This window comes from Pseudomonas sp. Sample_10, from assembly GCF_004321495.1.
In the GTDB taxonomy this organism is placed as follows: domain Bacteria; phylum Pseudomonadota; class Gammaproteobacteria; order Pseudomonadales; family Pseudomonadaceae; genus Aquipseudomonas.
The window spans coordinates 43160-63632 of sequence record NZ_RCOE01000243.1; the positions used below are offsets into that span (position 1 = coordinate 43160).

19 protein-coding genes are annotated in these 20473 nt (G+C 57.8%); 10 read left to right on the forward strand and 9 right to left on the reverse strand.

Annotation, left to right across the window (positions count from 1 at the left end):
• Positions 1–92 precede the first annotated feature (92 nt).
• Positions 93–2273, reverse strand: a complete 2181-nt coding sequence (locus tag D8U18_RS24460) for a TonB-dependent siderophore receptor (protein WP_056853330.1) — start codon at positions 2271–2273, stop codon at positions 93–95.
• Positions 2274–2880: 607 nt separating this feature from the next.
• Between D8U18_RS24460 and solA the strand changes: the two genes are divergently transcribed.
• The 3 genes from solA to D8U18_RS24475 all read left to right on the forward strand — a co-directional run bounded on the left by solA (position 2881) and on the right by D8U18_RS24475 (position 5279).
• Positions 2881–4059, forward strand: a complete 1179-nt coding sequence (gene solA / locus D8U18_RS24465; protein WP_131108718.1) for an N-methyl-L-tryptophan oxidase — start codon at positions 2881–2883, stop codon at positions 4057–4059.
• A gap of 38 nt (positions 4060–4097) precedes the next feature.
• A complete protein-coding gene (locus D8U18_RS24470) occupies positions 4098–4835 on the forward strand; it encodes a MetQ/NlpA family ABC transporter substrate-binding protein (protein ID WP_052321298.1) in 738 nt (245 codons plus the stop codon).
• 78 nt (positions 4836–4913) lie between these two features.
• A complete protein-coding gene (locus D8U18_RS24475; RefSeq protein WP_131108720.1) occupies positions 4914–5279 on the forward strand; it encodes a histone-like nucleoid-structuring protein, MvaT/MvaU family in 366 nt (121 codons plus the stop codon).
• Positions 5280–5382: 103 nt separating this feature from the next.
• On the opposite strand, the gene dctA is transcribed toward D8U18_RS24475, so the two are convergent.
• Together dctA and D8U18_RS24485 are read right to left on the reverse strand one after the other, a co-directional pair.
• Positions 5383–6684, reverse strand: a complete 1302-nt coding sequence (dctA, locus tag D8U18_RS24480; RefSeq protein ID WP_131108724.1) for a C4-dicarboxylate transporter DctA — start codon at positions 6682–6684, stop codon at positions 5383–5385.
• A gap of 71 nt (positions 6685–6755) precedes the next feature.
• A complete protein-coding gene (locus D8U18_RS24485) occupies positions 6756–8111 on the reverse strand; it encodes an adenylosuccinate lyase family protein (protein ID WP_131108725.1) in 1356 nt (451 codons plus the stop codon).
• Positions 8112–8227: 116 nt separating this feature from the next.
• Between D8U18_RS24485 and D8U18_RS24490 the strand changes: the two genes are divergently transcribed.
• Positions 8228–8968: a GntR family transcriptional regulator gene (locus D8U18_RS24490; protein WP_131108727.1), complete on the forward strand. Its 741-nt coding sequence runs from the start codon at positions 8228–8230 to the stop codon at positions 8966–8968.
• Between the two features lie 76 nt (positions 8969–9044).
• Here the strand turns inward: D8U18_RS24490 and D8U18_RS24495 are convergent, their stop codons facing one another.
• Positions 9045–9926 carry a LysR family transcriptional regulator gene (locus tag D8U18_RS24495; RefSeq protein WP_131108729.1) on the reverse strand — a complete coding sequence of 294 codons (882 nt, stop codon included), beginning with the start codon at positions 9924–9926 and terminating at the stop codon, positions 9045–9047.
• A gap of 99 nt (positions 9927–10025) precedes the next feature.
• Here D8U18_RS24495 and D8U18_RS24500 point away from each other — a divergent pair, with 99 nt between their 5' ends.
• The 6 genes from D8U18_RS24500 to D8U18_RS24525 all read left to right on the forward strand — a co-directional run bounded on the left by D8U18_RS24500 (position 10026) and on the right by D8U18_RS24525 (position 14523).
• Positions 10026–11090: an alkene reductase gene (locus D8U18_RS24500; RefSeq protein ID WP_131108731.1), complete on the forward strand. Its 1065-nt coding sequence runs from the start codon at positions 10026–10028 to the stop codon at positions 11088–11090.
• Between the two features lie 11 nt (positions 11091–11101).
• Entirely contained in the window at positions 11102–11938 is an 837-nt protein-coding gene (locus D8U18_RS24505; protein ID WP_131108733.1) for a pirin family protein, read from the forward strand.
• Positions 11939–11979: 41 nt separating this feature from the next.
• Entirely contained in the window at positions 11980–12564 is a 585-nt protein-coding gene (locus D8U18_RS24510; protein WP_123332497.1) for an isochorismatase family protein, read from the forward strand.
• 108 nt (positions 12565–12672) lie between these two features.
• Positions 12673–13011: an antibiotic biosynthesis monooxygenase gene (locus D8U18_RS24515; RefSeq protein ID WP_131108734.1), complete on the forward strand. Its 339-nt coding sequence runs from the start codon at positions 12673–12675 to the stop codon at positions 13009–13011.
• A gap of 293 nt (positions 13012–13304) precedes the next feature.
• On the forward strand, positions 13305–13700 hold the full coding sequence (locus D8U18_RS24520) for a hypothetical protein (RefSeq protein WP_130904652.1): 396 nt from the start codon (positions 13305–13307) through the stop codon (positions 13698–13700).
• Positions 13701–14163: 463 nt separating this feature from the next.
• Entirely contained in the window at positions 14164–14523 is a 360-nt protein-coding gene (locus D8U18_RS24525; protein ID WP_131108736.1) for a DUF6124 family protein, read from the forward strand.
• A gap of 72 nt (positions 14524–14595) precedes the next feature.
• Here the strand turns inward: D8U18_RS24525 and katG are convergent, their stop codons facing one another.
• The 5 genes from katG to D8U18_RS24550 form a co-directional block, all read right to left on the reverse strand.
• Positions 14596–16857: a catalase/peroxidase HPI gene (gene katG, locus D8U18_RS24530; RefSeq protein WP_131108738.1), complete on the reverse strand. Its 2262-nt coding sequence runs from the start codon at positions 16855–16857 to the stop codon at positions 14596–14598.
• A gap of 341 nt (positions 16858–17198) precedes the next feature.
• Positions 17199–17966: a phosphonate ABC transporter, permease protein PhnE gene (gene phnE / locus D8U18_RS24535; RefSeq protein WP_130904654.1), complete on the reverse strand. Its 768-nt coding sequence runs from the start codon at positions 17964–17966 to the stop codon at positions 17199–17201.
• A complete protein-coding gene (locus tag D8U18_RS24540) occupies positions 17963–18790 on the reverse strand; it encodes an ABC transporter permease (RefSeq protein ID WP_131108740.1) in 828 nt (275 codons plus the stop codon). The genes phnE and D8U18_RS24540 overlap by 4 nt, the downstream gene beginning before the upstream one ends.
• The gene (locus D8U18_RS24545; RefSeq protein ID WP_131108742.1) at positions 18784–19581 is read right to left on the reverse strand and encodes an ATP-binding cassette domain-containing protein; all 798 of its coding nucleotides are present in this window, start codon (positions 19579–19581) and stop codon (positions 18784–18786) included. The genes D8U18_RS24540 and D8U18_RS24545 overlap by 7 nt, the downstream gene beginning before the upstream one ends.
• Entirely contained in the window at positions 19578–20429 is an 852-nt protein-coding gene (locus tag D8U18_RS24550; protein WP_131108745.1) for a putative selenate ABC transporter substrate-binding protein, read from the reverse strand. The genes D8U18_RS24545 and D8U18_RS24550 overlap by 4 nt, the downstream gene beginning before the upstream one ends.
• Positions 20430–20473 lie beyond the last annotated feature (44 nt).

The window sequence follows — 20473 nt, forward strand, 5'->3', positions numbered from 1 at the left end:
AACTTACGACCACCGCACAGAAAGGGAGCAGGCTTAACGTGCGTCCCTTTCTGTGCTGTTTGCAGCGCGGCGCATCCCGGCGCCTAGATAACTCAGAAGCTGTACTTGGCGGTCAGCATCAAATTGCGCGGGGCACCGTAGCTGTCGCCACCATAGCTAACGGAGTTGGAGATGGAGGAGTAGTACTTGCGGTCGAAAATATTGTTGGCATTGAGTTGCAGGTCTAGGTTCTGGTTGACCTGGTAACCGGTCATCAAATCGGTAACGGCGTAGGCACCCTGCTTGAGCCGGTAGCTGCTGCCATCGAGCAACTCGATGTCGTTGTACATACGGCTCTGCCAGGAGACGTTGCCGCCGACGCGCAGTTTCTCCAGCTGGCCTTGGAAGCGGTAGGTGGTGGCCAGCTTGAACAGGTGCTCAGGGGTATCGGTGTCAAAGCGCTGGTTCACGGTCTGCGGGTTGGCGTCATCCTTGATGGTGTGCACGCGGGCGTAGGTATAGCCACCGCCGATCTGCCAATTTTCGGTAAGAGCGCCTTGCAATTCAAAGTCGATGCCCTGGCTGCGAATCTCGCCTGAGGCCTCATAGCAGGAAGACTGTGGGCAGTTTTCCACGAACACCTGCACTGCGCGGTTTTCCTGGTCGACACGGAACAAGGCCAGGCTTGCATTCAACGCACCGTCGAAGTATTCGCCTTTGATGCCGACCTCGTAGTTCTTGCCGACAATCGGCTTGACGGGGGTCGCGGAGGTGTCTTTAGAACTCTGTGGAGTGAATATATCGCTGTAGCTGACGTAGACCGAATGATGGTCGTCCAGGTCGTAAATCAAGCCTGCATAACGGGTGACGTTGCGGGTGACCTTGTAGTCTCCATCGCCGTCACGGTTGTCGTAATCATACCAATCCAGACGTCCGCCAAGGATCAGCTTCAGCGGGTCGGCCAGGCTTAGGCGAGTGGTCATGTACACGCCGTCTTGGGTGGTGACTTCGCGGCTATTGTCAGTGTGGACAAAGTTTGGCTTGCCGGCGTTGATCGGCCAGTTGGTGTCGTACGGGTCGTAGTTGTGGGTGGTCATGTCGTAGATGCGCTTGCTGGCACCCACCACCAGCTCGTGTGTCCGCCCGAACGCTTCGAATGGGCCACTGACAAAGGCGTCCACGCCGGCCTGGTTTTCATCGTGGGCCGACTGGTAGACGGTTCGGGCCAGCGTGTTGTTGACCCAGCGCGACTGGTAAGAACCGGTGAACAGCGCGTTCTGTTCAGAGTAGTTGGCGTTGACCTGAAGATTCCAGTCATTGGCCAGGCGCTGACGCACTTCGGCGAAAATGGTGTTGATCTCCTGATCCTTGTTCTCCCAGTCGGTACCCGGGTTGTACGAGCGCGGCAGGTTCAGGTGGTGGCCGTCGAGGCCGATCATCGAGGCGCCCCAGAAGTAGTTGGTCTTGTCTTTCTGGTGGGAGAAACCCAGGGTCAGGGTGGTGTCATCACTCAGGTCTGCTTCAGTGACCGCGTAGAACAGGCCGTGATCTTCCTCGACATCATCAATGAAGCTGTTGGCGTCGCGGTACGAAGTGACTACCCGTCCGCGCAAGGTGCCACTGTCGTTAAGCGGGCTGGAAGCGTCGATCTCGCCACGGTAGTCGTCCCAGCTGCCGGCGGCACCGGTCAAGGTGACCTTCTGCTCGGCGAGGGGCCGCTTGCGTATCAGGTTGATGGCCGCCGAAGGGTTTCCTGCACCGGTGACCAGCCCGGTCGCACCGCGCACAATTTCGACCCGGTCGAACATCGCCAGGTTCGGCTGGGCGCCGACCGTCCAACCTTGGTAGCCACTCGGGATACCGTCATACATGAGGTTATCGATGTCGAAACCACGCGCCGAGTAGGTCTGCCGGCCGGGGCCGCTGGAAAAGTCCAAAAACAGGCCTGGTGTGGCCTTCACCACATCGTTGATGCTAGTCATGGCCTGATCGTCCATGCGTTGCCGGGTGATGACGGTCACCGCCTGAGGGGTCTCACGCATGGTCAGCGGCAGCTTGGTCGCGGTTTGCATGGGGCCAGTGGTGTAGGAGCCGGTACCTTCCGTAGTGCTGCCCAGTTGAGTGGCACCGATTTCGGTGGCGCCGAGCTCTAGAGTGCTGGACGGGGCGGCATTTTCGGACGTTGTCTGAAGCGCTTCTTCCGCTGAGACGGTGGTGATACTGGCCATGCAGATAGCCAGTGCCAACAGGTTAGGAGAAAGGTTCGAACGGCGGTGAATGGTGTGAAACGACATCAATCTGCTTCCCCAAGTGATACAAAACGAATCTGATGCGAGTGCGTGTAAGAACTATTCTCATTAGCATGTCAGATCGAGTGTCTTGAAGAAAGCTTTACGAGTCAGTTAGTTAACAAAATTTTCACATTTGCTGATTTCTATGCGGGCATGAAAAATTCGGGAAGACCTCCCCAAATGTGTGAGGGGTGCAAGTTAGAGGGTGTAGAGGTTGACTGCTATTGACCGTCCTACAGATTACGTACTGCTGAGTTATACGAAGCATGAAAGCTCCGCCAGACACTTGGGAGTCGAGTTCAATAACGCGAGGTCTGCCTATCCCTGTAAATGGTGATCCCGCAAACGATTCACCAGGGTCGAGTTCCGTCTGTATGGTGTCCCGTTAGAAATCCACTGCCTGCTCTATGCCACTTATGACAGCTTTAAACTCGTCGCGTCGTGATCAGAATTGACGATGATCAAACGCGAAGTATTGACGCCTTTCTGATAAAACACTCGAGGCAGTGCGGCTGCTTGCACGTGATTTAGAATATGCATATGCTCTTTTAGATGTTGATTCTTAATCTTTTTCACTCTCAACTAGCTTCTTTTTGACAGGTGAGAGCTGATGTCCGAGCGGTGTGATGTTGCGGTTTTGGGCCTGGGTGCCATGGGCGCTGCAACGGTGTATCAGTTGTCGAAGGCCGGTGTGAGTGTTGTTGGTATCGACCGCTATCACCCACCTCACAATCAGGGCTCTAGCCACGGCGATACGCGTATTACTAGGCTTTCGGTCGGTGAGGGCGCGCAGTACGTTCCCATCGTGCGCAACTCCCACCGCATCTGGCGCGCGCTTGAGGAATTGTCGGGGGAGTCGCTGTTCGAACAGTCGGGCCTACTGGCGCTGACCTCGAGTCCCGAGTTTGACCCCAACGACAAAACTGACTTCACCTTGCGTACCATCGGCTTGGCGCAGACATATGGCATCGAGCACGAAGTCTTGTCCGCCGAGCAGATTCGCCAGCGCTTTCCCCAGTTTGCCAACGTGCACGACAATGCCATCGGCTATTTCGAGCCTGGTGGAGGCTTTGTACGCCCTGAACGTTGCATCGACGTGCAGCTCAAGCTGGCCGAACAGCACGGCGCGATCCTGTACAAAGGCGAGACCGTCACCGCGATTAGCTCGAATGAGCAGGGTGTTGAAGTCACCACGAACTTGCGGACGCTCTTTGCCAACAAGCTAGTGATCAGCGCCGGCAACTGGAGCAGCGAATTGCTGGGCAAGCCGTTTGACAGCCTGCTCAGTGTCTACCGGCAGAAGCTGTTCTGGTTCGAGCTGGAGGAGAGCGCCGGGCTGGTGGGCCACTCACCGACGTTTATCCTCACCCACGGTCGCGGCGACGACAAAATCAATTATGGCTTCCCCGCGTTACACGGCGAGGGCAGCCTGAAAATCGCTACCGCGCAGTACCACACTACCTCGTTGCCACAATCAATGGATCGTACAGTCTCGGCTGCCGAAGAGCAGGACATGTATGAGCACCAGGTGCACAGCCGCATCGCCGGTGTTACCTCGAAGGTGGTCAAGTCTGCTGTCTGCGCCTACACCGTTACGCCGGATCGCCATTTCATCATCGACGAGCATCCGTCGTTGCTGCACACCTTGGTGGTGTCAGCCTGTTCCGGCCACGGTTTCAAACATTCCGCTGCACTTGGCGAGGCGTTTGCGCAGTGGTGCATGCGCGGCTCGACCGACCTGGATCTCTCTTCTTTTTCCCTGAAACGCTTCGAAGGTAAATTATCGTGAAACGCGTCGCTCTCTCCGTTGCACTGCTCGTCGCAGCCATGGGTTCTGCCTATGCCGAAACCCTGAAAATCGCAGTGGTGCCTGTGCCCCATGCCGAGATCCTGGAATTCCTCAAACCTGAGCTTGCCAAAGAAGGGGTGACGTTGGATGTCAAAGTCTTCTCTGACTATATCCAGCCAGACCGGCAAACGGATGAAGGTTTGTTGGACGCCAATTACTTCCAGAGTAAGCCGTACTACGAGGCGTATAAAAAAGATCGCCCAAGCAGCGATCAAGTGCCAATCGTGGCCGTGCACATCGAACCGTTCGGTGCCTATTCGAAAAAGATCAAATCCATTAGTGAACTCAAGGATGGCGCCACCATCGCCATTCCCAACGACCCGACCAACTCCGGTCGTGCGCTGCTGCTGATCGCCAAGCAAGGCCTGATTACCCTCAAGGATCCCGATAACATCATGGCTACTCGCCTCGACATCGTCAGCAACCCCAAACACCTGAAATTTCAGGAGTTGGAAGCGGCCATGCTGCCGCGCGTGCTTAACCAGGTCGACCTGGCATTGATCAACGCTAACTACGCGCTGGAAGCGAAGCTTGAGCCTCATAAGGATGCTCTGTTTATTGAAAGCTCGGAGTCACCGTACGCCAATTACCTGTACGTACGTCGCGACAAGGCGAACGCTCCGGCCGTATTGAAACTTGGCGCGTTGCTCAATTCGCCTGAAGTGAAGAAGTTCATCCTTGAGCGCTATCACGGCGATGTCGTGCCTGCCTTTTGACGAAAGTAGGCTTACGCCAATTACAAACTTTTTTTTATTTAGTGTACGGTTAGGAGACTAACCAACTAGAGACCTCTCATGTCCAAGCTCGCAGAATTCCGTCAGCTCGAAAAACACTTGGCTGAACAGCTTCAAGCGCTCGAAGCCCTGAAGGGTGACGCTGGCCTCAAGAAAGAAATCGAATTCGAAACCAAGCTGCGAGCCCTGCTTGCCGAGTACAGCTACAGCCTGCCGAACGTGATCAACCTGCTTGATCCGAAGTCTGGTCGTCGCGCACCGACAGTCGAGTCCAAGTCTGGTAGCCGCAAGCCTCGCCAGGTGAAGATCTACAAGAACCCCCATACTGGCGAAGTCGTAGAGACCAAAGGCGGCAACCACAAGACTTTGAAAGAGTGGAAAGCTGAGCACGGCTCCGAAACAGTCGAGTCTTGGCTGACCAAGTGAGTATGGTTTGAGTACAAGAAAGGGCCCCTTCGAGGGCCCTTTTTTGTTATCGATTTTTAATCAATCTAGGGTGTTGGTATTTTCAGTTACCACCTTAGATCCGTTAAAGCGCTGCCTCCAAATTACGCCCAAACACTCTGTTGTATTCGGCCTTGGCAGTCTGTTCGGTAAACTCCCCCGACCACTTCGACACCACAACGGTCGCTACGCTGTTGCCGATGGTGTTGCAGGTCGCGATGGCCATGGACATGAAGCGATAGACCCCGAACAGCAATGCCAGTCCTTCCACTGGCAGTACGCCGATTGCCGTCACCGTGGCGGCGAACACAACGAAACTCCCACCGGAAACCGCTGCTGCACCCTTGGACGTGACTAGCATGATGGCGATAGTACCCAGTTGTTGCTCCCAGCTCATCGGCACGCCGTAGGCGTTGGCGATGAACAACACGCAGAGCGACATGTAAATGGAGGTGCCATCGAGGTTGAAGGCGTAACCGGTAGGCAAGACCAAACCGACGCTCTGTTTGGAGCAACCGAATTTTTCCAGTTTCTGCAGCAGGCGTGGCAGGGCGCTTTCCGAGGACGCCGTTCCCAAGACAATGAAAATCTCATCCTTGATGTACTTGAGGAATCGCCACAGACTGAAGCCTGAAATACGGCAGACGGCACCCAGCACCACGAAAATGAAGAATGCGACACAGACGTAGAACATCAGCACAAGGTTGGCCAGCGACATCAGCACCGCGCTGCCATTGCTGCCAACGGCGTAGGCTACCGAACCGAAGGCGCCCAGCGGAGCGAACTTCATGATCAAGTTGATGAACTCGAAGAAGCATTCGGAGACGCGGCTCAAGCCGTCCTCAATCACGCTGCGACGCTCGGGCTTGAGGGCCAGCAGGGCGAAGCCGAATAGTACCGAGATCACCAGCACCTGCAGTAGTTGTCCGCCAGCGAAGGCACCGACAAAGTTGTCCGGGAAAATCCCGTAAATGAAATCCATCGTCGAGGCAGGTGCGTGACCCTTGGCGACTGCCGCACTGGCCGCCGCTGCCGTCGCGCTGCTCGGATGAGCATCGTGCATGCCCGAGCCGATGTTCAGCAGATTGCCCCACAGCAGACCGATGGCCAAGGCAATGGTAGAAACGATTTCGAAATAGATCAGCGCGCGCAAGCCGACCTTGCCAACCCGCTTGATGTCGCCTGCCGAGGCGATGCCATGGACGACGGTAAAAAACACGAGGGGGGCAACGGCAGTCTTGATCAGCTTGAGGAAGATATCGCCGAGGATCTTGAACTTGGCCGCCAGTTCCGGAGCCATGAAGCCGAAGGCAATACCCAGCACCATGGCGGCAATGACCTGGAAGGTCAGGTCTTTGTAGAACGGCTTTTTGTTGATAGTGGTCATGTCTGCAGTCTCGTTGTTGTTATTTGCGAGCGGTAGGCAGAGGGGCTCGATGCTGCCGAGCCCCGAAACAATCAGCGTTTGACGCTACCCTCACGAGCGAGGGCGATATCGACCATCTGCGGCGCAAGACCCAAATAGTTAGACGGGTCGGTCAGGCGCTTGAGTTCCTCGATATCCAGTTGTGCGGTGGCTTCGCCCTGAGCGAGCAACGCATCAAGCAAACTGGTGCCTTCATCGTTAGCCATGCGGCAGGCGGCATACACCACGTCATGCGCCACCTGGCGTCCGAGCGCTGGGGCCAGCCCCATCATCACGGCTTCAGCCACAATCAGACCTTGGGTCATGTCGAGGTTTTTGCGCATGCGCTCAGTGCGGACTTCCAGGCCGGCGAGCATGAACTTCGCCTGGCCGAGGGATGCCGCGCTCAAGGCGAACGCTTCAGGAATGGCGATCCATTCGGCCTGCCAAGGGCCGGTGGAGCGTTCGAAGTCCTGAATCATTGCATCCAACATCAGGCCTGCGTGCTGACGCACACCTTTGGCTGCGGCATACATCAATTCACAGGAGATCGGATTGCGTTTCTGCGGCATGGTGCTGCTCGCACCGCGACCTTTGACGAAGGGCTCGTACACTTCACCCAGCTCGCTGGTCATCATCATCATGACGTCCAGGGCAACCTTGCCCAGGGTACCGGTGACCAGCCCGAGGAAGTTCAGGGTTTCCGCCAGGCCGTCACGCGCGACATGCCAGGTGGCTTGCGGAACGCCCAGACCCAGTTCCGCCATCAGGGCTTCCTGGACTTCCAGACCCTTGTCGCCCAATGACGCCAACGTGCCCGCCGCGCCGGCGAATTGACCGATCTCTACTCGCGGGCGCAACTCCACCAGGCGCTCGGCGTGACGGTCGAACATGCTCAGCCACACGGCACATTTGTAGCCGAAGGTGATCGGCAGTGCGTGTTGCAGGTGAGTACGGCCAGCCATCGGGGTATCGCGGTAGCGTTTGGCCAGGTCGGCCAGCAAGCCGCGTACAGCCTGGATGTCGCGCTCGACCAGTGCCAGCGCCGCGCGCACTTGCAGCACAACAGCAGTGTCCATGATGTCCTGGGTGGTAGCCCCCCAATGGACGTAGCGGCCGGCTTCGCCACAGCTTTTCGACAGTTGTTCAACCAACGGCAGGATCGGGTAACCGACAATTTCGGTTTCGTGCTGCATCAGCGTCAAGTCGAGGGAGGCATAGGTCGCCAGTTCAGCGATCTGTTCGGCGGCCTGGCTCGGGATTACGCCACAGCGTGCTTCGGCGCGGGCCAGTGCCACTTCCACTTCGATGTAGCGTTCGATCAAGGCTTTGTCGGAAAACACACCGCGCATCTCGGCGGTGCCGAACATGTCGCGAAAGAGGGCGGAGTCGAAGACAGTGCTGGACATGGGGTAATCCTGATATGTTTGTTATTGATCGGACATATTCAATATGTCCGTACATAATTTTTACGTGCTCACTGATACACTGTCAACTCGGTGAACGCTTCGGACTGATGAAAGGTATGAACCAGACGCGCTATGCGGTCGTTGCAAAAGACTTGATGGAGGGGATTTCCAGCGGGAGATTTCCTGTAGGTACGTTGCTGCCAACGGAGTTCGAGCTGTGCGAGCTGTATGACGTGAGCCGCCATACGGTGCGTGCCGCCATCACCCAATTGCAGAACCAAGGGCTGGTGTCACGGCGAAAACGGGTGGGCACGCGGGTTGAGTCCGCCACACCAAAGGGCGGGTATTCGCAGTCGCTGGCCTCGGTATCAGACCTGGTTCATCTGGCCGAAACTCAAGTGCGCAGTATTCAGAGCGTGCAGCACTTTGTGGCCGACATCGCGTTGGCCAAACGCCTGGGCCTGGAACCTGGCGAGCATTACTTTTGTGTGTCGAGCATCCGGGTCGACCAGGAAAATCTGCGTGCGCCACTGTGCTGGACTGACGTGTACGCTCAGGACATCTACTCTCAGGTCATTGAATTGGCCGAGCAGCATCCTGACGAACTGATTGCCGCTTTGATTGAACAGCATTTTGGTCGGCACATCGATGTGGTGGATCAGCAGGTACGTGCGGTACTGCTGTCGCCGGAGATTTCCAAGAGCCTCAATGCTGAAGCCGGTTCTCCGGGCTTGAACATTCTTCGCCAGTATCGTGATGAGGCGGGGGCTGTGATGGTGGTGTCGGAAACCACCCACCCTCAAGACAGGTTTACGCTGGTCACTCAGATGCGTAGAGAAAAGACTCTGACTCCTTAGGAGTGACTGCTATTGGCCGATTTCTGCCTGTCGCGAAGGGCCGAAAACGGCCAGAAGCAGCCATACGATCTGGACACTATGCGCACTCAAGCTTATCTCGCAAAAACTCAATAAACCTTTGCGTTTTCGCTGGAAGCAAGCGGGTTTCAGTCAGCGCGTAAACCGACACGGGCAAGGCCTGCCATTGCGGCAGCACTTTGCGAAGTTTTCCGTCCGAAACATCTTGCGCTGCGATCCCCTCGGGCAATAACGCCACGCCAAGATTCAACGATGCCAGACGCCTCAGCATGCCTACGCTGTTCAGTTCGAATCGCCCTCCGACATCGACATCCAACCTCTCAGATGAGCAAGACAGCGTCCAACGACCTGCACCTTGGCCACGTAAGCGTAGGCACTCATGATTTACCAGTTCCGATGGATGACCAGGCTCACCGGATATCTCCAGATATCGCGGCGAGGCATACAGTCCGCGCCTCAAACTCGCGAGTTTGCGAGCAATCAGATTTGAGTTTGCAGGCTCCCCCATCCGAATCACAACGTCCACAGGATCAGTGATCAGATCGACTTGGCGTGGGCTCAGATCGAATTCGAAATTGATACCGGGATAGATCTGCGAAAACTCCGCAATCAACGGGGCCAGGTAGACGGTGGCAAAGTCTACGGGCAAGGAGGCACGCAGCAGCCCGCTGGGCCGGGCTAGGATTTCGCCTAGCTGCTCATGCGCCAGACGAGCTTCATCAACGATCCGCTTACAGCGTTCAAAGTACAGCTGGCCCGCTTCGGTCGGCTCGATCTTGCGCGTCGTACGGTGCAACAACCGCAAGCCAATGCCTTTCTCTAGCTCACTGATACGCCGTGACAAGGTCGAGTTCGGTATTCCCAACGTTTCTGCGGCACGCGTGAAACTGCGAGCCTTTACCACTTCGACAAACAACGCCATGTCGTTAAGAAAGTCCAAATGATTATCCCGCCTATGGATTAGTCATTTCGATTTTACGGCATTTATCCCGAATAAGGATTGATTAATCATAGGCCCATCACTCAAAGAGGCACCGAAATGAAATCTCTTTTTTCCAAAGTCCAGGTCGGCCGCTACACACTGTCCAACCGTATGGTCATGGCACCAATGACCCGCTCGCGCTCAGATGATGCCGGTGTGCCCAGCGAACTGGTTGCAAGCTACTACGCACAACGCGCCTCTGCGGGGTTGATCATCAGCGAAGGCGTATTCCCGGTTGCGCTAGGCAAAGGCTATGTCCGCACACCAGGTGTCGAAACCACACAGCAGGTCGCGGCGTGGAAAAAAGTCACCGACGCAGTCCATGCTCGCGGTGGCCGCATCTTCATGCAACTGATGCATTGCGGACGCGTGTCTCATCCTTCGTTGCTGCCTGATGGCGCACAACCTCAGGCGCCCTCGGCGATCAAAGCCGCCGGTCAGACCTACACCGCTACAGGATTGCAGGATTTTGTAATACCCCACGCCCTGACCATCACTGAAATTGCCGAGGTTGTTGACGGTTACCGCCAGTCAGCGCGCCGGGCGATTGAAGCGGGTTTCGACGGCGTTGAACTGCACGCAGCCTCGGGCTACCTGCCTGAACAGTTTCTCTCCACCGGAAGCAACCAGCGCGACGACCAGTACGGTGGTTCGGTTGAAAACCGCACTCGCTTCGTACTGGAAGTGCTCGCCGCGATGGTGAGTGAAGTGGGCAGTGACCGTGTCGGTATCAAAATTTCCCCGGAGATGAACTTCAACGACATCGTCGATGCCAATCCGCAGGAAACCTACACCTATCTGGTTAAGCAGCTTCGTGACCTGAAGCTGGCTTATCTACATGTAGCGCTGTTCGGCGCCAAGTTTGACTACCACGGGGCACTGCGCCCGCTGTTCGATGGCAGCTACCTGATCGGCAGCGGCCAGACCAAAGAAAGCGCCGAGTCGCTGATTAATGAAGGTAAGGCAGACGCCGCAGTATTTGGCAGCGCCTTCTTGGCCAACCCCGATCTGCCTGAACGGTTCCGGGTAGGCGCTGAATTGAATACGCCGGACAAGAACACTTTTTACGCCCCAGGCGCAGAAGGCTATATCGATTATCCAACTCTGTCTCAAGAGGCCTGAGGACCGCAACCATGCTACCCATTGCACGTTTACAGCGCATGAACCACGGCAGCCAGTTCCGGGCGTTTACCCTGCGGGGTGATCAGTACGCGAAACCTATCGATCCGTTCTTGGGCGTAGACCATGCATGGATTAGCGGACCAACCTTTCCAGCACATCCACATGCGGGCTTTTCTGCGGTCTCCTACCTGTTCCTGGATTCGGAAACAGGCATCGATAACCGGGACTCGCTAGGCAACCGCAACCTGATACAACCGGGTGGTTTGCACTGGACGGCGGCGGGTGAAGGCATCGTTCATGAAGAGGTCCCAGCCCAGCCGGGAAAGACCGTTCACATGTTGCAAATCTTCATCAACCTCCCACAGGACAAACAGGCAGATGCGCCATTTGTCTTCAGTGTGGAAGCTCAGGACGTCCCTACGGTTTATCGGGCTGGGGCTAAAATTAGAGTTCCGTTAGGCAACTTCGAAGGGCTGGCTTCTCCGTTGCTACTGCCTACGGACGTAAGGCTTCTGGACATCACTCTTGAAGCCTCAAGCGAAGTGAAGATCCCAGTTCCAGAAGGACACGTGGCGTTCGTGATGCCTATCGACGGTGAGGTGTATGTGGATGGTCAGCCGTACGATCTGAATGATGCCAGGGCGCCGGTCAATCTTCCTCAGCGCGCGGATCGGATTGTCATCCTGCAAGCAAAGAACGGAAATGCCAAGGCAGTCTTGTTTTCCGGCACTCCGTTGAATCAACCCGTGTTTTGGCAAGGGCCAATCGCCCTCGCTTCGATGGACGCACTGGCCGCAGCAGTCGATGGCTACCGGCGCGGTGAGTTCGGAACACTGCAAGCTGTCTAACCGGGGGAACAGTCCCCATCGCAGTTGTCAGGAGAATCACAATGTCATTCGAAAACTTCAATGCCGATAATGCAGCCTTGCTGCTGATCGACCACCAGGTCGGAACCATGGGCTGGGCTAAATCCATGCCTTTTGAAGAACTAAAGCGCAACGCCCTGATGCTGGCCAAAGCCGCCCGCATTCTCAAGCTTCCCGTCGTACTGACGTCCAGTATGGAAGAGTATGCCCAAGGCCCGCTGCTGAGCGAACTGGAGGAGATCCTTCCGACCGAGTTTGCCGGACGTATCAAGCGTATGGGCATCGTCAATGCCATGGACGATGAGAACTTCGCCGCAGCCGTGAAAGCGACTGGCCGCAAGAAACTGATTATTGCCGGCGTAACTAACGATGTGTGCACCGTTTATCCAGCACTCTCGCTGGTACGTGATGGCTACGAAGTGCAAGTTGTTGCTGATGGCGGCGCCTCACCGACAGCCATGGCGGATGATATCGCTTTGCGCCGCATGGACAAAGCCGGGGTGACGCTGACCACCACCAACCAATTGATCGCCGAACTGGCGGGCAGTTGGGCAACACCAGAAGGCGGTGAGTTGGTTCAAGTACTCATGGAGGCATTCGGCGAATAGAGGGCTCCACTCTCTGAAACTTCTCATCAGGCACCGGTTCATGCATTTTTTACTGCACGGTTTTGCACGGCCGGTGTCATCAGAAGACGCAAACAAGGGAGGTCGATCATGGCGCTCATTCGCATTGCAGAAGATGACACATTCACACAGATCGTTCGCTTCGATGTGCCCGCGGACAAGCAGCTAGAGCTGATCGACGCCATCGCTAGCGAGGTTGAGCGATGGGTACGACACAGATCCGGCTTTATCTCTTCATCCTTCCACGCGAGTTTCGACGGAAAGCACGTAGTGAACTATGCGCAATGGAAAAGTAAGGCCGACTTTGAGGGTTTCGCTCACGATCCCGAAACTGAACACCTTCAAAAGGCGATCAAAGCCGTGGCGACATCGCTTAAACCGAATGCTATCCGTTGCCGAGTGGTTCGAAGCATTACCCCGGTTCCTTAAACTACGAGGGGCGGGGAATTCGCTTTAGTTAAAGCGATCAAAAAGTGCCTTGGTGTAGCCGGCCTTTGATGTCAGTTTGGGGCGAAAGCGGCGAGTAAGGATCGGCAGCTATTGGCCGATCGCTGCCTGTCTACAACACCCACTATCGGCCCCATACCTAACGAATGCCAACAAAAAGTAGAAGAGTGCACCTCACCGTCAACCGTTGGGCGCCTGTATCGGGGTGGGTCAAACGCGTTGACTAAGCTTTGATTTACCGAAAATTTTTTCGGCAAATACAAGGAAGGTGCGGCATGACTTTCTTAAAGTTCGGAATGATCGCCTCGTTGATTTTTCTCGCCGGATGCGCAAGCAGTAGCGCTTATCAACCGCCATCTGTGCCGGCAAACGCCGTCACGTTAAATGACGAGCAAATCCACGGCACGTTAATGAACAAGAAGCTGTATGGCACCACTCGGGAGGGCAGTCGTCCGTATTCGATTTTGTTTTCGCCCGATGGAACGGACATTTTTCAAATGGCACCTGACCCTCCCGAGAAGGAACGCTGGACACTTAACGAGGGTGTTGTTTGCGTCATACCCAAAGGCTACCCAACGGAATGCAGCCAGGTGAAAGTAGCTAATAATGAGTTCTGGTTTGTTGATCCAAAAAGCGGGCGGGTCAATGCGCATTTGAAACTCAATCCGTGACGCGAGGCAGGTCCACGGGGGCTCCGGCTGGAGCGGCACCGTCCGCTCTGGCTCTTTTCGCGAGCAGGCTCGCTCCTACAGGTGAGTGTTTGGCGTTTTTAAACGTCGATGTGGGGTTTGTGTTTAAACGTCCTCAGGCTTTTTTCCTGAAAGCTACAAAACCTTGCGCCGTTGCCTACGGTTACGCCAGAATCCGCCGGCTTGTGCGTCTTGGGGCTGGGTCCTATTGTTTGCCGGTCGCTGAAAAAAACAGCGATCGGGTTTGGTAGCCCGGCCACCACAAGGCGCACAGCGTCACCTTTTGCAGGTGCTTTTCGACACCTGTTTTATGGTGGCCATGCGCAGGGCGCCTTCGGGCGCGCCGGGTTTGCCTTGTGTGCCGGTCTACCAACCTTCGTATGGTCACCACCCTTCGTTTGGTAGCAAGGGTGATGACTCCTTTAAATACACAAGGAGTTTCATCATGATCAAACCCACGCCGAATCCGCCAGAAACCGATCCAGCTTCCCCCTACGAATCCGACTCGAAGAAGCTCAACGACGCCGCCGAGCGTGCGCTCAACTTCCACTTCCCCTCGACAGCCGACATCAAAGCCATGCCGCGCACAGTCAGCACGCTGTTTACGGTAGACCCCGAAGTCAAGACCGAAACCCTGATGGTGTATCTGGTGGAGACGCTGGCCTCGGTGGATGTGATGGTCCATCAATTGGTCGACCATCTGGAGGGGAGCGACCGCAATGCGCTGCTGGGCATTTCCAACAGCATCATGCTGGCGGAGATCACGGCGAACCGCGTACTGGATCAGATTGATCCGCCGCTGTGATCCCATAATCAGCGAAGTCCCCCAAAAAAAACACCCCGGCACGTTCATGCCGGGGTGCCAACACACACTGCGTTATTTCATTTTCAAGTCGAACCGATCCAGGTTCATCACCTTGGTCCACGCTGCCACGAAGTCCTTGACCAATTTCTCCTGGCCGCCGGCGCTGGCATAAACTTCGGCCAGCGCCCGCAGTTGAGAGTTGGAGCCAAAGACCAGATCGACCCGCGTCGCGGTCCATTTCTGTTGCCCGGTCTTGCGGTCTGTTCCGGTGAATTCTTCATTGGCCTCCGACACCGGTTTCCATTCCACGCCCATGTCCAGCAGGTTGGTGAAGAAATCGTTGGTCAGCGCTTGCGGGCGGCTGGTGAAAACGCCGTGGGCGGTTTTGCCGACGTTGGTGTTGAGCACGCGCATGCCGCCAATGAGCGCAGTCATTTCCGGTGCGGTGAGGGTCAACAACTGGGCCTTGTCGATCAGCAACTTTTCCGCCGGGACGGTGTAACGGCCCTTGAGGTAGTTGCGGAAGCCATCGGCGATGGGTTCAAGGAAGCCGAAAGACTCGACATCGGTCTGCTCCTGGCTCGCGTCCATCCGCCCGGGTGTGAAAGGCACCGTGACGGTGTGTCCGGCATTTTTCGCTGCCTGCTCGACCCCGACACAACCGGCCAGCACGATCAGGTCGGCCAGCGATACTTTCTTGCCGCCAGCGTTGAACTCTTTCTGGATACCTTCGAGTTTTTCCAGCACACCCGAGAGTTGTTCCGGCTGATTGGCCTGCCAGAATTTCTGTGGCGCCAGACGCAGGCGCCCGCCGTTGGCACCGCCGCGTTTGTCGGAGCCGCGGAAGGTCGACGCCGCCGCCCAGGCTGTGGAAACAAGCTGCGACACTGACAGTCCCGAGGCCAGCAGTTTGCTCTTCAACGCAGCGACATCACTGTCATTGACCAGCTCATGATCGACCGCTGGAATCGGGTCTTGCCACAGCAGTTCTTCGTTGGGCATTTCCGGGCCGAGGTAGCGCGAAAGCGGACCCATGTCACGGTGGATCAGTTTGTACCAGGCGCGGGCAAAGGCGTCGGCCAGTTGGTCGGGGTTCTCCAGGAAGCGCCGTGAAATCGGCTCGTAGATCGGGTCGAAGCGTAGCGCCAGGTCGGTGGTCAGCATGGTGGGATCACGCCGTTTGGACGGATCGTGGGCATCCGGGATGATGCCGGCGCCTGCTCCATTTTTTGGCTTCCACTGATGCGCGCCAGCAGGGCTCTTGGTCAGTTCCCACTCGAAGCCGAACACGTTCTCCAGGAAGTTGTTGCTCCATTGGGTCGGGGTCGTTGTCCAGGTGACTTCCAGGCCGCTGGTAATGGTGTCGGGGCCTTTACCGGTACCGAACTTGTTCCGCCAGCCCAGCCCTTGCTCTTCCAGGCCGGCCGCTTCGGGCTCGGCCCCGACATTGTCCGCGGGACCCGCGCCGTGGGTTTTGCCGAAGGCGTGACCACCGGCGATCAGGGCCACGGTTTCTTCATCGTTCATCGCCATGCGACCGAAGGTTTCGCGAATGTCCAGGCCGGCGGCGACCGGATCCGGATTGGCTTCGGGGCCTTCCGGGTTCACATAGATCAGGCCCATTTGCACAGCGGCCAGCGGGTTTTCCAGATTGCGGCCAGGCTCGACACGGCTGTCTTCGTTTTCCCCAGGCTCGGCAACGAGCGGGCCTTCACCGGGTTTCTGCATCGGTTGATCGTTTTTGCCGTAACGGGTATCACCGGCCAGCCATTTGCTTTCCGAACCCCAATACACATCTTCGTCCGGTTCCCAGACGTCCGGGCGGCCACCGGAAAAACCAAACGTCTTGAAGCCCATCGACTCCAGCGCCACGTTGCCGGTGAGCACGATCAGGTCGGCCCAGGAAATGTTGCGGCCGTATTTTTGCTTGATCGGCCAGAGTAGCCGGCGAGCCTTGTCGAGGCTGACGTTATCCGGCCAGCTGTTGAGCGGTGCAAAGCGTTGCTGGCCGGAGCCTGCGCCGCCACGGCCGTCACCGGTGCGATAGGTGCCGGCGGAGTGCCAGGCCATGCGCACAAAGAGCGGGCCATAGTGGCCGAAGTCGGCGGGCCACCAATCTTGCGAGTCGGTCATCAGTGCCGTCAGGTCTCTTTTGACGGCTGCAAAGTCCAGCTGCTTGAAGGCTTCGGCGTAGTTGAAGCCTTCGTCCATGGGATCGGAGAGGGACGAGTGCTGGTGCAGGATCTTCAGATTCAGTTGATTCGGCCACCAGTCGCGGTTGGTTGTGCCACCGCCGGCGGCCTGATGAAACGGGCATTTCGATTCAGTTGCCATGTGTGAGCTACCCTCGGTCGTGTCATTCAGCTGACCGCCCCGGTTGTGGTCGGACAGCGGTGATTGAAATCAATGACTCAGGCTTGCGGCCGTGCAATACGATCTTCTGATCGATCTGGCCATGCGGGTATTCTGAACACAGGCAACGCAATTGCCGACAGGATGACCCACGGTACGCCCAGTCAGTTGCAGACTCGTTCTTATCTCGTTATCAGGTCTTGGCCGGCCAGATGGCACCGGCGTTAGATAATGCTAGTCGCCCCTTGGTAAGTCAGCTAATAGCCGCAGTATTGGCAGCCGATAGGCGAAATCTTTCAGGGCGAGCCGTTTTGCAAAAGCCGTCAGGCCTTGACCCAGCGTTGACGGCTCCAGCTGCTCAACGTATCGACAGCGAATACCAGTAATAGCATGGCCAGGATGACTGTGCTGGCCTGAGCCTCTTGAAACAGGCTGAGACTGACGTACAGCATCTGTCCCAGACCACCGGCACCGACGAACCCGAGCACGCTGGCCATGCGGATGTTGTTTTCCCAGCGATACAGAATGTAGGCCACCATTTGCGGCCACAGGTTGGGCAGCGTGCCGTAACAGAACGCCCATATCGCGTTGCCACCTTGCAGGCGGATCGCTTCGGCGGGTTGCGCCGGGGTGTTTTCCAGCGCTTCGGCGAACAGCCGGCCGAGTACCCCAGTGGTGTGCAGGGCCAGCGCCAGGGTGCCGGCATTGGGACCGAGCCCGGCGGCCAGCACCATCAACGCCGCCCACACCAGTTCCGGTACTGCGCGCAGGGCGTTGAGCACCAGGCGTGACGCGCTCTGCAACGGCCAGCCGAACCGTCCCGCCGCCGGCAATGCCAACATCAGGCCGAATACCGCCGCGAGCAAGGTGCCCAAAGCCGACATGGCGATGGTTTCCACTGCGCCATGACCGATGGCTTGCAGGTGAGTTGGGCTCAAGTCCGGGCTGAGGAAACGCCGGGCATAATCGGCCATGCGCCCGAAATTGCCGGTGGCGCCGAGTTCGCCGAGGTCGATGCCCAGGTAGACGAAAGAGGCGATGGCCGCGGCGACGATGCCCAGCAACAGCGCCAGGTTGATCAAGCGATTCATGCCAGCCTCCAGCGCAGCAAACGGCTGAGTTGATCGGCGAACAGCACCAGTACCAGGAACGTCAGCAACAGACTGGCCACTTCACCCCCGGCGAACATGCGCAACGACAGGTCCATTTGCTGGCCGAGGCCCCCGGCACCGACAAACCCCATCACCACCGAGGCGCGGATCGCGCATTCCCAGCGGTACACCGTGTACGACAACAGCTCCGCCGCGACATTGGGCACAATCCCGTAGACGAAGGCCGCGAGGCGACCACTGCCGGCTTGCAGCAACGCATGGGCGGGGCGCTGGTCCACCGACTCGTAGATCTCCGCGTAGACCTTGCCCAACATGCCGCTGTAGGTAATGGCAATGGCCAGGACCCCGGCCGTCGGCCCGAGGCCCACGGCACGCACGAACAACAGCGCCCAGACGATCTCCGGCACGCTGCGCAGGAAGATCAGCAAGCCGCGCACCGGCCAGCGCAGCCATTGACCCCAGGAATCGGGACGCCCTGCGCGGGACGCCGCCGACAACGACAACGCCCGGCTGGCCAACAGGCTGGCGGGCACGGCCAGCATTAGCGCCAGGGCCATGCCTGCGGTGGCGATGGCCAGGGTTTGCAGGGTGGCTTGCAGGAGCAACTGGAAGAATTCTTCGCCATGGGCCGGTGGCCAGAACGCCGAGACAAAACGGCCCATCTCGCTTTGGCTGTCGCTGGCCACCAGCACGCTCAAATCCAGTTCACTGAAGTGAATGCCTGGCCACAGCAAGGCAATGACCGATAGCGTCAGCAGCAGACGCGGTCGGGCGGCCGGGTCTCGGGTATCGCGTTTCAGCATCGAGGAATCTGCACAACCAGAGGGACCGGTGGGACCGGAGGCGAAAGCAACTGTTCGTTGGCGTAGAGCCTGTCGAGCAGTTCGCGGTCGACGGCGCTGGCCGGCAGGTCGAACATAATCTGTCCGTCGCGCAAGCCGATGATTCGTGAAAAATGCGCCAGGGCCAGTTCCACTGCATGCAGGCTGGCGACCAGCGTGACGTTGTGTTCCCGTGCATGACGGCACAGCACTGACAGGGTGTGTTCGGCCAGTACCGGGTCCATCGCCGACACCGGCTCATCGGCCAGCAACACCTCGGGCGCCTGATACAGCACGCGCGCAATGCCCACGCGCTGAAGCTGGCCGCCGGACAGTTGCTGGCATTGGGCGAACAACTTGTCGCCCAGGTCCAGCCTGGCCAACGCCGCCCGTGCGCCGGCGACATCCAGCGGATGCAGCAGGTTCATCAGGCTTTTACCCAGGCCCCACTGGCCAATCTTGCCGGCCAGCACCGCCGTGACCACCCGTTGGCGCGGCGGCAGCGGCGGCGACTGGTGGACCAGGCCGATTCGCGCGCGCAAGCGTTGGCGTTGGCGGGCAGACAGTTGCCACGCACGTTCGCCGAGCAGTTGAAGCTCGCCGCTGCTCGGTTGCAGGGCGGTGCCCAGCAGATTGAGCAGGCTCGATTTACCCGCACCGGACGGGCCGATGATGGCGACCTGTTCGCTCGCCGCGATGTGCAAGTCCACGTTATGCAGCGCGTGGACGCCATTGGTATGGGTCAGGTTGACCCGGGTCAGCTGCAAGGTCATTTGAGCAGGTCGGCAGCGCGCGCGGCTTCCTCGATGCCCTTGTAGTTATCCGGGCTGGTTTCGATGAAACGGTTGGCGGCCTGCAGGTCGAGAATGGCCTTGTCCGCCGGTTTTGCCGGATCGAGGGCCAGGAACGCTGCCTTGATTTTCGCGGCCAGCGCCGGGTCGAGGGTGCCGCGCACGGTCCAGTTGTAATCGAAATAGGCGGGCGTGGTGGCGAACACTTTGACTTTGTTGGTATCGACTTTGCCGGCAGCAACCAGTTTTTCCCAGACGCTGGCGTTGAGCACGCCGGCATCGACTTTGCCGGCCTGGACCCAGGCAACCGTGGCGTCATGGGCGCCGGAATAGCCGACGCGGCTGAACCAGGTTTCCGGCTTGATGCCGTCTTTGAGCATGAAGTAGCGCGGCATCAGACTGCCGGACGTGGACGACACCGATCCGAAGGCGAAGGTCTTGCCCTTGAGGTCGGCGAGGGATTTGACGGCCGGGTCCGCGGTGATGAATTTGCTGGTGAACTGCGCGTCCTGTTCACGCTGGACCAGGGGAATGGCGTTGCCGGTTTTCAAACGGGCCTGGACGAATGTGAACCCGCCAAGCCAGGCCAGGTCGATGCGGTCCGTGGCCAGCGCTTCGACCACCGCCGGGTAGTCACTGACGGGCACGAACTCGACTTTCATACCCAACTGTTGTTCCAGATAAGCGCCCAGTGGCTTGAACTTGCGCAGCAATTCGGTGGGGGCTTCGTCAGGAATGGCGCTGACTTTAAGGGTGTCGGCGGCCTGCGCCAGCAAGCTGCTGATGGACAGGGTCAAGCCGACGGCCAGTGCCAGGGTACGCATGAGCATGAAAGTTCTCCGTTTCATTCACTACAAAAAAAGGCGCTGCGTCC